This is a genomic window from Myxococcus vastator, assembly GCF_010894475.1.
GTDB lineage: Bacteria > Myxococcota > Myxococcia > Myxococcales > Myxococcaceae > Myxococcus > Myxococcus vastator.
Map to the genome: position 1 here is coordinate 1 of NZ_JAAIYB010000197.1, position 14,316 is coordinate 14,316.

A 14,316-nucleotide genomic window follows, 5' to 3' on the forward strand; every position below is an offset into this window, starting at 1 on the left:
CTCGGGGATGGGCGGTGTCGAAGGGGTCAGATGCCGAAGCGGAAGACGAACTCGGTCTCGGCCTGCCGGCCTCCGGGTTCGTCACACATGACGACCACGCGGTAGTAGCTGCCGCCGGCCGTGCCTTCTCGAAGGGTGTTGGCCGCGTCGCTCACCTGGTCCTTGCCGCTGCTGAACGAGGACGAGGCGAGCACCGCCGCCGTGGGGGCCGACGCGGTGTCGCCCAGGTGGGCGGTGCGCATGACGCTGCTGTCGGCGACGACCTGGTCGTCTTGCAGCACCTGCTCCAGGCTGATGTTGGTGACGGGGACCGCGCCGGTGCCGAACACCTTCAGCCGCGACAGCAGGTAGCGCCGCGCCGTCTCCGCGCAGGCCTCCACGCGGTCGCTGCGCGTCTTGGCCACGGCGGCGGACTGGTTGCGGCCGGTGAAGGTGATGGCGCCCACCACGAGCAGCAGCAGCACCGTCAGGGCAATCAGGGTGATGGCCAGGGCGCTGCCCCGGCGTGAGGCGAAGTGAGTCATGGTGGCTAGCCTCCCCAGACGTTCTTGAGGTCACCGGCGACGCCAGCGGCGCGCAGCTCGGGGATGAAGAACGCGCGGGACGTCATGTTGGGAATGCGGACGGACGTCTCCACGGTGGTGCGGAAGAACGTGTCCTCGGGGTTCACCGGCTCCGCGTTGAAGAGCTTGCGGGCCTGGTTCTTCTGGCCGGAGGGCAGCTGGCGCACCGAGCGCACCGTGAGGCCCACGCCCACCGAGCGGATGTTGGCCGGGTTCATGTTGTAGCGGAGGGGCGCGTCGTAGGGCGTGCTGTACGTGGGCGCCGGAGCGTCGGCGTCGTACTTGGGCAGCACGACGGAGTCCTCGTCACCCAGCACCCAGGCCATGCCGCTGCCCACGGCGCCGTCGGGCGCGGGCAGGCCGGCGCAGCACGCGGAGTTCGCGGGCGGCCGGTTCATCTGGTAGCTGACCTGGAAGGACTCCACGTCCGCGGCGATGGGGTCGAAGTCGGCGGTGTCCGCCCAGCCGTGCTTCACCACCAGGTACGGGCGCCCACCGTGCGCCTCCACGCGCAGCCGCTTCTCATGCACCAGCATGACGAAGGGCACGCGGCCGGCGTCCGACATGCAGGCCTTGGGCACGTCGCCCGGGAGGCCCGCGGCGAGCGCGGTGTCCAGCGTGGCGGTGGTGCCGTCCGCGGGCACGTCCGCCGTCAGGCGTCCCAGGAAGTAGTCCTGGCCACCCGGGCAGGCCACCAGCACCGCCTGGCCCTGGCGCAGGGGCTGGCCGAAGGTCGCGGCGGAGTCCAGCGTCAACTGGAAGGGCGGCGTCCCGGTGCCGTCGAGCTGGCCGTGGCGCAGGAACATCGGGTCGCGGTAGCGGAAGGCCAGGTCGTCGGTGACGAAGGTGCCCCAGTCCTCCACTTCCTCGGTGTAGTTGTCCTTGCGCGCCCCCGGCAGGCCCGCCGTGTCGAAGTCGAAGGCGATGGCCGGGTCCAGCCCGTAGCCCGCGTAGCGCAGCGTGCGGTTGAGGTAGTCGGTGCCCACGCGGCTGCCTTCGACGGCCGTCTTGGAGACGGTGTTGTTCTGGAAGATGTTGTTGACGGCGATGATGGTCCCCGCCACCGCCAGCAGCACCACCGAGGAGACGGTGATGCCCACCAGCAACTCGATGAGCGTGAAGCCGCGTCGCGCGTGCGTCCTGGGCGTGCTCACAGCTCCACCCCCGCGCCGTTCTCCGCCGGGTTGTAGAGCGCGACGAACTGCTTGACGTAGCGGCGCTGGCCGGCGCTGCGGAAGGACACCACCACCGCGACCGAGTCGATGGCCTGCGCCGGCGTCCAGACGAGGACGCGGCGGTAGTACTCGCTCTCCTCCGGCGAGTAGCCCGGCACCACGCGGAGCAGCGGGTCACCGGTCCCCGTCTCGAAGGCGTCCAGGTCCACGACGCAGGCGTCGGGCAGGGTGGAGAGGCCGCCGGCCAGCTCCAGCGTCTCCGCGGCGCCGGCGCAGCGCGCGCTGGACAGCGGCCCGGTGTCGGCGAAGAGGCGGGAGCGGCCCTGGAGCTGGATGCCGGAGCGCACCTGCGAGGCGATGGCGCTGGCCTGCGACAGGCGGTTGGCGGCGGCGTTCTGCTGGCTGGCGAAGATGAGCCCGCCGAAGACGCCGCTGATGCCCATGGCGAGGATGGCGGCGGCCACCAGGCCTTCGATGAGCGTGGCGCCGCGCGCGTGGGCACGGCGGGATGCGGGATTCAGGCGCCTCATCGGTTGACCCTCATGTCGACGAAGCCGACGGGCGCGGAGACGGCGAAGAGGTATTCGCGCTGCCCGTCGGTGGAGAGAAGTGCCAGCGACGCGGCCCGGTTCACGGTGTTGTTGCCAGCGGGGATGACGGGCTGGCCCGCGCCGTCCACGAAGCGCGCGGAGCCGTCACCGCGGAAGACGATGGCGCCACGCCGCGGCGCGCCGCTGCAGAAGCTGCAGTCCGTGGCGGCCAGGCCCTCGAAGATGCCGGTCCACGCCAGGTTGCCGCTGGCGCCGAAGCGCACGGTGCGCTGCGAGTAGCGGTCCAGGTACATGGCGTCCATCAGCCGGCCCTGCGCCGCGGTGGGCTGGATGTCCAGCGGCGGTGAGAAGGTGCCGAAGCTCAGCTGCCCGGCGGGGGCCGCGGCGTCTCCGAAGTCGCGCAGGCGGTCCTCCACCAGGAACCAGGCTCCGTTGCCGGCGCCGGCCTGGCCCTCCGGATTGATGTCCGGGTAGATGATGAGCCACACGTCGGCCTGGCGGTCCACGGCGCGGGCCCGGGCCTCGGCGAGCGCGCCGGACAGGTCGGCGGCCGCGTTCTGCGGGCTCGTCCGCGCGCTGAGCTGCGCGTAGCCCGCGTAGGCCAGCGCGGCCAGCACCGCGATGATGGCGAGGACGATGCTGACCTCCAGCAGCGTCATGCCGCGTGCGTCGCGCCGGCTCACTTCGCGACCTCCACGCGCACGCTCAGGGGCTGCTTGACGCCCTGGCGCCACACGAGCACCTCGGACACGCCCAGGCTCAGCCCCTGGACCATGATTTGGTTCGGCTCACCGAGCGACGCCTCGACCACCGCGGAGGCCTGGACTCTCACGCGCTCGGCGTTCTCCACGATGAGCTGCGTCTGATGATGGGGCGCCACCTGCATCACCAGGCCGGAGGGCTGCGCGTTCTTCGCCTCGACGGCGTAGTCCGGCTCGGGGGCGGCGGCGGAGGCGGCGTCCTGGGCCCACGCGGCGGAGGCGGCCAGCGTCAGCGCCAGGGGCGCCCACAGCTTCCAGCGGGGCGCGCGGGAACGGTACTTCTGGGAACGTGTCGAAAAAACCGGGAGCAAGGGCATGGGGGAATGTCCTGCGGGCACAATGACCCCTGGGGGCTGGGGCAGTGGAGACACGCGGGGTGTATCTGCACACCGTGTGCCTCCCTGCCTGGTGAGCCAAGCCCCCGACACTCCACGGCAAATTCCCGGGAGGAGGTCCTTCCGAGCAGCAGACGACCTTGCAACGTCTGCGAGCCCGCAAACTTTAGGCGCACCCAGACTGTCCGACGACAGGGTGACTGGAGTCTGAATAGACCCGGGTCACCAGCCGGATTTGCTGTTTCTCAGGGCTTTCTTTTCGGAGGTGCGCTTCTTGCCCTCCAGGCGCCGCCGCTTGGAGCCGGCGGTGGGCTTGGTGGCCCGCCGCACCTTGGGCACGAAGGTGAGGACCTTGAGGCCCTCGCGCAGGCGCTCCAGCGCCACGCCCTTGTTCTGCACCTGGCTGCGGCGCTCGGTGGCGCTGACGGACAGCTCGGTGGGGGCATGCGTGAGGCGCACGCCGCTGGCGGTGGTGTTGCGGTGCTGGCCCCCCGGGCCCGAGGCGATGAAGTAGTCCACCTCGCACGCCTTCAGGAGGGACTCGTCGTCCAGCTCGAGGGCGTCCAGCGCGGCCTGCCGGCGGGTGGGTGAGATGCTCATGGCTGTCTTCAAGGTAACCCTCCCTGGCCTCTTCGTGCACCGCTGTCGTGCGTGCGGGCCCCGGCGCCGGACGGGGGCCCGCCGTCCGTCTGACAGGGAGGGCAGGTTGAGCGGGTGGGCTTTCGAACCGAGGGGTGGCGGTGCCTAGCGCACGTTGACGGTGGTGCCCGTGCTGGCCTGCCGCCCGTCCTCGCTGGTGGCGATGATGGAGGCGGCGACGGGCACGCGGGTCATGCCGCGGTCGGTGTTGATGTAGGGCTCCACGAACGTCTGGTCCGCGGGGATGGTGACCGTGGGCATGTTGATGCGGCGGGTGGGCGACTCCAGCGCGACGGTGACGGGGCCGGTGAAGCCCTCCGCCCGCGTCACGGTGATGCGCACCTTCTCGTTCTGGCCGGCGAAGAGGTCCAGCTGGCGCGGCTCGATGGTGACGGAGAAGTCCGGCTGGGCCACGGGCGGCGGGAGGATGACGAGGAAGATGTTGGCGCTGGTCGCGAACGTCTCCGTGGCGTTGGTGGCCACCAGCAAGGCGCGCACCATTCCCTGCGCCTGCGTGTCCTGCGCCACCGCGTAGGTGGCGGTCGTGGTGACGCTGGCTTCGCCGTCGGGCAGGACGATTTCCGGCGCGAGCGTCACGCCCTCGGGCGCATTCTGGAGGTTGATGCGGAACGCGCTCTGGTCGTCGCCCTCGCGCCGCACGGTGATGTCCACCGGGAAGCTGTCACCCGGAATGGCGGTGAGGGTGTCGGGGATGTCAAAGGCCATGCGGAAGAAGGGCCCGGTGCCGCCGCAGGACAACGCGAGCGCGCTGCCGACGAGGAACAGGCTCCCGATGAGGGGTCGGCGGATGGAGGGGGTCATGTTCTTGAGTCTCCTGGTGCGTGCCAGCATCCGCCCACCGGGGCACCCGGGCAAGCCGCTCCAGAGCAGGCGGGCTCGGCGAGGCCGCCGGCGGCGCGTGTGAGAAATCGACCGGGGGCGTAGACCCGGGGGCAAGCTCGTTCGTTTCCAACCTCGCTGTCGCCGTCCCATTCCCTTGGAGAACGCCATGGACCGCAAGTCCCTGTCGCGCGCCGCGCTGTCGGCCGCGCTCGTCACCGCTCTGTCCGCTGCCCTGGCCCTGGCCAAGGAGAGCCCGATTTTCAAGCCCGTGGAGAAGCCCACGCCCACGAAGACGGCGACGCCGGCCGCTCAGGCGAAGCCCGCGCCGAACCAGCAGCCCGCGCAGCCGGCGCCTTCCCAGCAGCAGGTCCCCGCCGCCGCCCGGCCGGAGATTGAGGTGGTGTTCGTGCTGGATACGACGGGCTCGATGAGCGGGCTCTTGGAGGGGGCGAAGCGGAAGATCTACTCCATCGCCTCGCGCATCGCGCAGGGCCGCCCGACGCCGCACCTGAAGGTGGGGCTGGTGGCCTACCGCGACGTGGGCGACGACTACGTGACGAAGCGCTTCGACCTGAGCGACGACCTGGACACGGTCTTCGCCAACCTGCGCAAGTTCGAGGCGGGGGGCGGCGGGGATACGCCCGAGCACGTGGGGCGCGGCCTGGGCGAGGCCGTGTCCAAGCTGTCCTGGAGCCAGAACCGCGAGGTGATGAAGGCCATCTTCCTGGTGGGGGACGCGCCCCCCGCGCAGCGCAACGACGACTGGGACTTCAAGCACTGGGCGAAGAAGGCCCGGGAGAAGCACATCGTCGTGAACACCGTGCGGTGCGGCGGGGATGCCGGGACGGAGGTGTCGTGGCGGTTCGTGGCGAAGCTGACGGACGGCACCTTCGACTCCATTGACCAGGGCGGTGGCATGGTCGCCGTCGCTACGCCGTACGACGCGGAGCTGGCGAAGGTGAACGCGGAGCTGTCCACCAAGACGCTCTACACGGGCCGCAGGGAGGTCCAGGCGGAGAACATGGCGCGCGCCGCTTCCATGGGGGCGCTGGCGCCGGAGGCGGCGGCCGAGCGCATCAGCTACATGAAGAAGACGCGCGGCCGTGGGGCCGCGGGAGCCCCCGCGAGCAGCGCGCCCAAGGCGGTGGGCGGCGCGGTGGACCTGGTGGAGGCGCCGTCCGCGCTGGCGAGCGTGAAGGCGGACGAGCTCCCCGCCGAGCTCAAGGGCATGTCCAAGGAGGCGCAGGTGGCGAAGGTGAAGGCGCTCTCCGAGGAGAAGAAGTCGCTGGAGAAGAAGGCGGAGGCGCTGGCCGCGGAGCGCGAGGCGTGGCTGACGAAGAACGCCCCGGAGAAGGAGGACGCCTTCGACGCCAACGTGATGAAGGGCGTGAAGGCGCAGGCCGCCCGGCACGGCATCGCCTACTGAGTGTGATGGACGTGGGGAAGAGGAGGCCGCGGACGCGCTGGGAGGCGTCCGCGGGCTACTCCCGCGTCACCGCCTGGAGCACCACCTCCCGCCGCCGCTCCAGCAGCCGCAGCGCCAGGGGGAGCACGCCGCGATACAGCGCCACGTTCAGCGCGGCGGCCAGGAGAATCATCGCCGCGGTGTGCCAGGTGGGGCCCTCCTTGCCCGCGAGCCTGAGCGCCCAGCCGAAGGGCATGCAGCCCGCGCTGGCCGCGAGGATGCCCAGCATGGAGGCCGTCAGCGGCACCTTGTCCCGCCGCTTGAGGCTCGCGTGGAACTTCACCGGGAAGTACAGCGACAGGAAGTTGCCCGCGGCCAGCAGCATGGGCACCACGGCCGCCACGGCCGCCATGGCGCACAGCAAATCCAGCCCGGTGCCGAAGCCGAAGTACACCCGGTAGAAGATCGCCACCAGCGCCGCCATCCCGAGCGCCGCCGCGCCCTGCACCTGGTTCTTCGCGCGCAGCACCTCCGCCAGGTCCAGGGGCGCCGCCAGGAAGGCCGCGAAGCCCTGTCCGTCATACGCGAAGGTGTTCTGGGAGAACGTGGACGCAATCACCACCGCGCCGTAGATGCACAGGCCGCCCATCAGCCACGCATCCGCCGAGCCGCCCAGGAGGAACACGAACAAATCCCTTCCGGACAGCAGCTTCAGCAGGATGGCCAGGATGAAGGGCACCGACGCCAGCAGCCGCGCGCGCGGGTTGCGCCACAGGTCCAGGGCCTCGCGCGTCACCAGCGTGGTGTAGCGCGTCCGCGTGGTGGCGAACGGGTTGCTGTCACCCGAGTCCTTGCCCGAGCCCCCCGCGCGGCCCGCCTGCCGGTGGAAGCGCATCAGCAGCGCGTAGGCCACCGCCATGCCCACGCCCGCGAAGAAGAGCAGCGCCGCCGCCTCCAGCATGGCCACCCGGGGCCGGTGCCAGGCGAGCTGCGCCAGCGCGTCTCCGAAGAGCCCCGGGGGCACGCGGCCCAGCGCCACCGCGGCGTTGATGATGAGGGACATGTCCAGCGCGTCCACGCCTGCCTCGCCCACCGCCGTCAGCCACGAGGTGTCGATGGGCGGAATGAACGACGCGCCCAGGAGGAAGAGCCCCAGTCCGCCGCCCATGATTTCGGCGCTGTGCTTCGCCCGCAGCACGTTGATGACGGCGTACAGCGCCACCCGGCTCCAGGCCGCGCACAGAAGCGCGAAGAGGACGTAGAGCACCACCGCCAGCCACGGCATGTACAGCACGCGAACGGACGCGAAGCCCAGCGCGGCCCCGGTGAGCGGCGCGTAGAAGACGAGCGCGCGCGGCTCGAAGAGGCTGGCCACCGTCGACGCGATGAGCAGCCGGAAGGGGGAGATGGGGAAGGCCGCGTAGCGGCTCAGCTCGGAGTGGTCATCCACGCCCGCGGAGAGCAGCGGCCACGTCACCCACACCGAGAAGGTGACGAAGCACAGCAGGTTGAGGATGAAGAAGGGCCACACGTCGCTCTGCGCGACGGGCCGCAGCCGCATCAGCGTGAAGAACGTCAGGCCCAGGAAGAGGCCCGGCGCGCTCGACGCGGCGAAGGCGGCCACCGCGAGCAGCCGGCTGCGTCCGGGGCCCTGATTCAACCCGATGTCGAAGCGCAGCCCCCACAGCAGCCACAGGTGCCGGAAGAAGCCGGGCACGGCGGGGCGGCTCATGCGGTCTCCTGGCGCAGCGGCGTCACGGACTCGGGCGCCTCGCCGTAGAAGGACAGGCGCGCGTTGCGCGAGGCCGGCACGGAGATGAGCTTCTCGAACACCGCCTCCAGCGAGGGGCACTCGTAGCGCGACAGCAGCGAGCCCACCGGGCCCTGGTCCAGCATCCGGCCGCCGCGGATGATGCCCGCGTGCGTGGCCAGCCGCTCGGCGATCTCCAGCACGTGCGTGGTGAGCAGCAGCGTCACCCCGCGGCGGCTCAGCTCGCGCAGCAGCTCGCGGATGACGCCGGCGGCCAGCACGTCGATGCCCTCGAAGGGCTCGTCCAACAGCACCAGCTCCGGCGCGTGGATCAGCGCCGCGGCGATGGCGAGCCTCCGGCGCATGCCCTTGGAGTACTCCGCCACCAGCGCGCCCGCCTTGTAGGTGAGCTCCGTCAGCTCCAGCAGCTCCGTGGCCCGCGCCGCGGCCTCGTCGCCGTCCAGCCCGTACATACGCGCGCAGAAGGTGAGGTACTGCCGGCCGGTGAGCCGCTCGAAGAGGCTCAGCTCCTCCGGCACCACGCCGACGCGGCGCTTCACTTCCATGGGCCTGGCCACCGCGTCCACCCCGAGCATGCGGATGGTGCCCGCGTCGGGGCCGTACACCCCCGTCAGCAGGGCGATGCTGGTGGACTTCCCGGCCCCGTTGGGGCCCAGGTACGCGTAGAAGGCGCCGCGGGGAATCTGCAGGTCCAGGCCGTTGAGCGCGCTGAAGCCGCCAAAGCGCTTCTGCAGGCCGCGGGCGTCGACCGCCAGGTCATCAGTGGGAGAGGGCGTCATGGAATGCCCTCCATCTCACCCGAGCCCGGCACCGGGGGACAATCCCCACCCGTCAACAGGGGGATGCCCGTCGGCTCCTACGGTGCCGACTCAGTGGACGAGCGACATCTCCGGCGGTCCTGCGATCTGCTGCACCGTCATCCGCACCTTGTCCAGGTCCACGGGCTTGGAGATGTAGCCCGCGGCGCCCACGAGCTCGGCCTCCCATTCGAAGCCGTAGCCGGAGATGATGATGATGGGCAGACCGCGCGCACGGGGCATCTTCTTGAGCGCGTCGAGCAATCCCCAGCCGCTCATGACCGGCATCCGCAGGTCGAGCAGCACGGCGGAGGGCATGGCGCCCTCCAGCAGGTCCAGCGCCTCGCGGCCGTTGGCCGCCTGCACCGTGGGATAGCCCATTTCCTCGAGGGCATCGCAGATGAGCGTGCGGTGGCTCGCGTCGTCGTCGACGACCAGGATGTGGGACATGGCAGGGCCTCGGAAGCTGCGGCTGGGTGTCGCGCCGCGAAATTCTATGGGCAGGATGATGGGAACTCCTCTTCCATTCCGGAAGGGGCCCCGATGCTTTTCAACAGCGAACGGCCCGTGAGGACGAGGCTTGCATCCGGGGCCGGATGCCCACGGGGCTCACGCGCCGTAGAGCTGGAGTGCATTCTGCCCCAGGAGGCCCGCGAGCACCGCGTCATCCCACTTCATCCCCAGCAGCGTCCGCAGCTCGCGGTCCCACGCGTAGGGGATGTTGGGGAAGTCCGTGCCGTAGAGGACACGCTCGGGCCGGACCTCCAGCGCGCGGCGGGGGAGGGGGACGGGGAAGTACCCGGCCAGGGCCATGGTGGTGTCCAGCCAGAGGTTGTCGTGCCGCTCGAGCAGCCGCGCGTAGGCGTCGAACTCGTCCGCGCCCAGGTGGGGCACGCACAGCTTCAGCGTGGGGTGGTCCTTCAGCACCCGCTCCACCCGCTCCGCGGCGCAGAGCGCGTAGGTGTCGCGGGGGTAGTGGGGGCTGGAGGGCTCCCGTCCCGCGTGCATGACGAGCGGACGGCCTGCCTTCGCGCACGCGGCATACACCTCGTGAAGGTGCGGCGCGTCAGGGGAGAAGGCCTGGACGTGGCAGTGAATCTTCACCCCGCGCAGGCCCGCGTCGAAGGCCTCTTCCAGCACGGCCGTGGCGTCGGGTTCGCCCGGGAGCACGGTGGCGAGCCCCAGCACCCGAGGCTCTTCCCGGGCCACCTCCGCCACGTAGGCGTTGAGCGCGCGGGCCATGCCTGGCCGGTGGGCGTAGTGCAGCGCCACCACCCGGTGGACACCCCGCGACAGGAGGAAGGAGACGACCTGCCGCGTGTGCAGCTTGTAGCGGATGGGCCAGCCGTGCTGGTCGAACCAGCGCCACACCGCGTCGAACACCCGGTCCGGGAAGAGGTGGACGTGCGCGTCCACCACGGGAGGCAGTCCTTCGGGCAGGCGAGGCCCCTCCGCGTCCTGGAGGGCGGGCATGGGCATGCGGATGCCGGCGTCCCGCCACGTGGGCGCGGAGGCCAGACAGGGCGCGGGCACGTCAGCGTCGGAGTCGGTGGCCATGCGAGCCACCCGTCTACGCCTTCTTGACGCGGTCGTCCTCGTCGCCGTCGGTCCGTCGCAGGTAGGTGTTGTGCGAGTACCCCTGGCGGGACAGCCGCTGCGCCTCGATGGCGTCCGCGACCTTGGAGCAGACCTGGCCCAGCATGCGCAACGACTCCGCGAGGAGCCGCTCGGCATGGTCCTGGGCGTCGGCGGCCTGGATGGTGGTGCGCTCTTTGCGGAACAGCCCGGGCAGCTTCATCTCCCCTCAAGCATAGGTGACGCACTGCTCCCGTGCCACCGCCCCGCGAGGAGGGCCTTAACCACGTTGACGGCCCGCTCAATTTACATTTTTGAGCAGTTGCCCCGGTTCCCTCGCCTGGATGCCTGCCATCTGTGCCCGTAAGTCATTGGACTTTCAGGGTTTTGACGAATTTTCAAGTGGGGGGATGACACGGAGTTAATCCGGCCCTACATTGGGTTCCGTTGGATTTACGGCAGAGGAGCTGCGCATGGCTTACGACGGCGAGCTGGTGAAGATGGAGAACGGTCGCTGGGCGCGGTTCCAGCGGTGCCAGGTGTACCGCCCGGGCGTCGAGGACGCGGGCGAGACGATGCTGCTGATCGCCGTGGAGCTGGAGGAGCGCTATCAGCGCCAGCTCGACGAGGCGGCGGACTCCCTGGCCCAGTATCGCTATCAGGGCGTCCCCGTGCAGGTCCGCTTCGATGTGGGCTCCCAGGGCATCACCCTGCAGCCCGAGCAGCCGGTGTCCGCACCCGCGGTGCACTGAGCGCTGACTCCGCGTGAGCGGAGTGTCAACGGGTTGACGGATTCACAACACAAGGGGCCTCGCGATTCACATTGCGGGGCCCTTGGTTTTTACAGGCCCTGACGAGCAGCGTCAGGCGTCGTCCAGCCAACGGGTATACGCCTCGAAGCCGTAGTCCCTGCCCAGGAATGACCGGACCAGGTCCGCCGCGTCACGGGAGCCGCCCGGACCCAGCACGGTGTCCCGGTAGCGCCGGGCGGTGGAGGGGTCCATCAGCCCGTGCTCCAGGAACGGCGTGAGCAAGTCACGCGCGATGACGAGCGACCAGAGGTAGGCGTAGTACGCGGAGGAGTAGTAGCCGTCGAGCTGGACGAAGGAGAGATGGGCGTAGGTGTCGTCCAGTGCGGGGAAGGGCATGTAGCGCTCCTGGAGCGCGTTCACCCGCGCGGTGGTGTCCACGCCGGCGGGGTCGCTCGCGTGGAGCTGGAGGCTGACGGCCGCGTAGAAGAGCTGCTGGCGCAGCCACAGGCCCTTGCCGAAGGCGTTCGCGCGCCGCATCCGGAGGATGGTCTCCGTGGGCAGCGGCTCGCCGGTGACGACGTGCCGGGCGAACACCTGGAGTGACTCCGGGCGCCAGGCCCACTCCTCCAGCACCTGGGCGGGGGCCTCCACGAAGTCGCGCTCCGTGCGCGAGCCGGACAGGCCCGCCCAGCGCGCCCGGCCGCCGAGGACGTGGTGCAGCAGGTGGCCGAACTCGTGGAAGAACGTCTGCACCTGGGCGTGCTGGAGCAGCGCGGGGTGGGCGCCGGGGCGTGGGAAGTTGCCCGTCAGTACGCCTTCAGGGAGCGTTCTCCCCGCGCGGCCGGTGGCCAGGTCCCACTGCGCCGGGTGGGCGTACTTGTTGGGGCGCGGGTGCATGTCCAGGTAGAAGCGCCCCAGGCGCGTGGGGCCCTCGTAGATGTCCCAGGCCTCGATGTCCGGGTGCCACACCGGCGCGTCCGGGACGCGGCGGTAGGTGAGCCCGAAGAGCCGCGCGGTGATGTCCAGCACGCCCTGCTTCACCCGCGTGTATTCGAAGTAGGGGCGCAGCTCGCGTGAGTCGAAGCGGTAGCGCTCCTCGCGCACCTGTTCCTTCAGGTACGTCTGCTCCCAGGGCTCCACGCGAGCGGCGCCGGGCACGTCGCGCCGCTTGCGCTCCAGCAGCGCGGCGTAGTCGTCCTGTACGCGGGTGGTGGTGGCGGTGGCGAGCTGCTCGATGAAGTCCTCGGCCACGTGCTGGTGCCGGACCATCTTGTCTTCTGACGCGTAGGCGGCCCAGCTCGGGTAGCCCAGGAGCGTGGCCAGGTCGTGACGCGTCTGGAGCAGGCGTGACAGCGTCTCCAGGTTGCGGGGATGGCCGCGCTGCTGGCCCGCGCGCCACACCGCCTCGCGGGCGCGGCCATCACGCGCGTACGTCAGGAAGGGCAGGGCGTCGGAGGCGTCGGTGGTGATGCGCACCCGGCCGTCGCGGCCCGGCGGATGGTCCCGGATGTAGTCGGCGGGGAGGCCCGCCAGCGCTTCGGGCGCCACCTCCACGTACCGGACGTCTTCGCGGATGTGCTGGCTGAACGTCTGACCCAGCCGTGTGAGTGCATCGTGCAGCTCGCGCAGCCGCGCGCGGGTGGCCGCGTCCCGGTTCACCCCCGCGCGCCGGAAGCCCCGCAGCACCAGGTCCACCCAGCGCTGGGTGGCGGGGTCCTGTCCGCTCAGGTCCAGCGCGGCCAGGGCCGCGTAGACGTGGGGGTTGAGCGACACGTCCGTGCGCATGCCCTCCGCGGCCTGGGCGCAGCGCGCCGCCGCCGCGCGGAACGCGGCGTCCGGGTGGGTGTTGGCGCCGATGCCCGCGCGGCCGTTGGCATCGTCCAGCAACGCGATGGCGTCGTCGTAGGCGGTGAGGGCCGCGTCCACGTTCCGGGGCTCGGGCAGCGACAGCAGCGCGTCGATGCGCGCCAGGGCCCGTTGCACGTCGCACAGGCAGGCCGTCAGGAAGCGCCCGGGTGTGGCGGTCAGTTGGCGGCCCGCGTCAGGCTCCAAGGGGCGCGACGCGACATGCGCCGGCGTTCCGGTGGATGACGCAGGGCGCTGAGCGGAGGACGGGCCAGTGCAGCCCGCGAGCGCGAGGCTGACGACGAAGACGACCAAGCGGTGCAAATGCCACTCCCTGCGCGGGTGAGGGGGCAACGTGCGGGGGACCGGCCTATTTCCGCTGCGTGCTCCTGATGGGAATGACGAAGAGCGCGCCGTTTCATCGCAAGATTCCGCCGTGGAGGATGGCTGACCCGGGTCAACGCGGTCCGGCCACGGTGGCTGCGCGGCGCCGCGCGAGCGTCAGCCGCCCACCTGGAAGAAGCGGGCGGCGTTCTCGTGGGTGATGCGGCGGACGATGCGCTCGGACAGGCTGGCCTTGGCCAGCAGGTTGGCGGCGCGCGCCAGGCCGAGGATGTCACCGGCGCCGTCGCCCGCGTCGGAGTTGAGCACCAGCCGCTCACTGCCCAGCCGCCGCACCAGCACCACCGCGCGCTCGGCCTTGAGCGCCTCGGGGTGCAGCGTCAGGCCGGCCCAGTGGCCCACCTCCAGGATGGTGCGCACCGTGCGGGCGTTGGCGTGGTCCACCAGCGCGCGCGAGGGCAGCAGGCCCGACTGTCGCAGGAGCGTGAGGATGCGCCGCGTGTGGCGCTCCTTGTCGGTGGTGGGGGTGTGCACCACCACGCGCAGCTTGAGGCTCCGGGCCAGCGCGAGCTGCTCCAGGAAGGCTTCCTCTTCCTCCTCGCCGCCCGTGTGCAGGCCCGTCTCGCCCAGCGCCACCACGCGCCCGCCCTGGAAGTAGCCGGGCAGCGCGGACAGCACCTCGCTCAAGCCGCGCCGGGGGATGCAGCGCGGGTGGACGCCCAGGGCCGCGTACGCGCGGATGCCCAGGCGCTCCAGCCGGGGGAGTTGGCGCTCCACCAGGTCATCGAAGTGCCGCAGCAGCGCCTTGGACGTGGGCTCCGGGAAGTGGTGCGCCACCACCAGCGCCCGCTCCACGCCGAAGAAGCGCATGGACTCCAAATCCTGGTCGCTCAGGCTCTCCGGGTGGAGGTGGGCGTCGAAGATGGGCGGTGGGGTGGGCACTGCTCAGTCCTGTCCCAGGG

At 70.9% G+C, this 14,316-nt stretch carries 16 protein-coding genes; 2 read left to right on the forward strand and 14 right to left on the reverse strand.

Annotation, left to right across the window (positions count from 1 at the left end; genetic code table 11):
- Nucleotides 1–26 precede the first annotated feature (26 nt).
- The 7 genes from G4D87_RS20035 to G4D87_RS20065 all read right to left on the reverse strand — a co-directional run bounded on the left by G4D87_RS20035 (nucleotide 27) and on the right by G4D87_RS20065 (nucleotide 4,846).
- Nucleotides 27–524 (reverse strand): hypothetical protein, encoded by a 498-nt coding sequence (locus G4D87_RS20035; protein ID WP_163783667.1) that lies wholly within the window; start codon nucleotides 522–524, stop codon nucleotides 27–29.
- 5 nt (nucleotides 525–529) lie between these two features.
- Nucleotides 530–1,717, reverse strand: a complete 1,188-nt coding sequence (locus G4D87_RS20040) for a PilW family protein (RefSeq protein ID WP_163783668.1) — start codon at nucleotides 1,715–1,717, stop codon at nucleotides 530–532.
- Complete coding sequence (locus G4D87_RS20045) at nucleotides 1,714–2,268, reverse strand: type IV pilus modification PilV family protein (RefSeq protein WP_163783669.1); 555 nt, start codon at nucleotides 2,266–2,268, stop codon at nucleotides 1,714–1,716. Before G4D87_RS20045 ends, G4D87_RS20040 begins: the two co-directional genes overlap by 4 nt.
- The gene (locus tag G4D87_RS20050; protein WP_163783670.1) at nucleotides 2,265–2,972 is read right to left on the reverse strand and encodes a prepilin-type N-terminal cleavage/methylation domain-containing protein; all 708 of its coding nucleotides are present in this window, start codon (nucleotides 2,970–2,972) and stop codon (nucleotides 2,265–2,267) included. Before G4D87_RS20050 ends, G4D87_RS20045 begins: the two co-directional genes overlap by 4 nt.
- Nucleotides 2,969–3,367 (reverse strand): pilus assembly protein N-terminal domain-containing protein, encoded by a 399-nt coding sequence (locus G4D87_RS20055; protein WP_163783671.1) that lies wholly within the window; start codon nucleotides 3,365–3,367, stop codon nucleotides 2,969–2,971. Before G4D87_RS20055 ends, G4D87_RS20050 begins: the two co-directional genes overlap by 4 nt.
- Before the next feature lie 240 nt (nucleotides 3,368–3,607).
- Nucleotides 3,608–3,985, reverse strand: coding sequence for a peptide chain release factor family protein (locus tag G4D87_RS20060; protein ID WP_163783672.1), 378 nt, complete (start codon nucleotides 3,983–3,985; stop codon nucleotides 3,608–3,610).
- 144 nt (nucleotides 3,986–4,129) lie between these two features.
- Nucleotides 4,130–4,846 carry a COG1470 family protein gene (locus tag G4D87_RS20065; RefSeq protein ID WP_240358430.1) on the reverse strand — a complete coding sequence of 239 codons (717 nt, stop codon included), beginning with the start codon at nucleotides 4,844–4,846 and terminating at the stop codon, nucleotides 4,130–4,132.
- Nucleotides 4,847–5,033: 187 nt separating this feature from the next.
- Between G4D87_RS20065 and G4D87_RS20070 the strand changes: the two genes are divergently transcribed.
- Nucleotides 5,034–6,293 (forward strand): vWA domain-containing protein, encoded by a 1,260-nt coding sequence (locus tag G4D87_RS20070; RefSeq protein ID WP_205507652.1) that lies wholly within the window; start codon nucleotides 5,034–5,036, stop codon nucleotides 6,291–6,293.
- Between the two features lie 55 nt (nucleotides 6,294–6,348).
- Here G4D87_RS20070 and G4D87_RS20075 read toward each other — a convergent pair whose 3' ends face one another.
- The 5 genes from G4D87_RS20075 to G4D87_RS20095 all read right to left on the reverse strand — a co-directional run bounded on the left by G4D87_RS20075 (nucleotide 6,349) and on the right by G4D87_RS20095 (nucleotide 10,638).
- Nucleotides 6,349–8,004 (reverse strand): hypothetical protein, encoded by a 1,656-nt coding sequence (locus G4D87_RS20075; RefSeq protein WP_163783675.1) that lies wholly within the window; start codon nucleotides 8,002–8,004, stop codon nucleotides 6,349–6,351.
- Nucleotides 8,001–8,822 (reverse strand): ABC transporter ATP-binding protein, encoded by an 822-nt coding sequence (locus G4D87_RS20080; RefSeq protein WP_163783676.1) that lies wholly within the window; start codon nucleotides 8,820–8,822, stop codon nucleotides 8,001–8,003. Before G4D87_RS20080 ends, G4D87_RS20075 begins: the two co-directional genes overlap by 4 nt.
- 90 nt (nucleotides 8,823–8,912) lie before the next feature.
- On the reverse strand, nucleotides 8,913–9,290 hold the full coding sequence (locus tag G4D87_RS20085) for a response regulator (protein WP_163783677.1): 378 nt from the start codon (nucleotides 9,288–9,290) through the stop codon (nucleotides 8,913–8,915).
- Between the two features lie 159 nt (nucleotides 9,291–9,449).
- On the reverse strand, nucleotides 9,450–10,397 hold the full coding sequence (locus G4D87_RS20090) for an amidohydrolase family protein (RefSeq protein ID WP_163783678.1): 948 nt from the start codon (nucleotides 10,395–10,397) through the stop codon (nucleotides 9,450–9,452).
- Between the two features lie 13 nt (nucleotides 10,398–10,410).
- Nucleotides 10,411–10,638 carry a hypothetical protein gene (locus G4D87_RS20095; protein ID WP_163783679.1) on the reverse strand — a complete coding sequence of 76 codons (228 nt, stop codon included), beginning with the start codon at nucleotides 10,636–10,638 and terminating at the stop codon, nucleotides 10,411–10,413.
- Nucleotides 10,639–10,888: 250 nt separating this feature from the next.
- Here G4D87_RS20095 and G4D87_RS20100 point away from each other — a divergent pair, with 250 nt between their 5' ends.
- A complete protein-coding gene (locus G4D87_RS20100) occupies nucleotides 10,889–11,167 on the forward strand; it encodes a hypothetical protein (protein WP_163783680.1) in 279 nt (92 codons plus the stop codon).
- Nucleotides 11,168–11,278: 111 nt separating this feature from the next.
- On the opposite strand, the gene G4D87_RS20105 is transcribed toward G4D87_RS20100, so the two are convergent.
- Both G4D87_RS20105 and G4D87_RS20110 read right to left on the reverse strand, forming a co-directional pair.
- Nucleotides 11,279–13,336 carry a M3 family metallopeptidase gene (locus G4D87_RS20105; RefSeq protein WP_163783681.1) on the reverse strand — a complete coding sequence of 686 codons (2,058 nt, stop codon included), beginning with the start codon at nucleotides 13,334–13,336 and terminating at the stop codon, nucleotides 11,279–11,281.
- A 177-nt stretch (nucleotides 13,337–13,513) separates the two neighbouring features.
- Nucleotides 13,514–14,296 (reverse strand): TatD family hydrolase, encoded by a 783-nt coding sequence (locus G4D87_RS20110; RefSeq protein ID WP_163783682.1) that lies wholly within the window; start codon nucleotides 14,294–14,296, stop codon nucleotides 13,514–13,516.
- Nucleotides 14,297–14,316 lie beyond the last annotated feature (20 nt).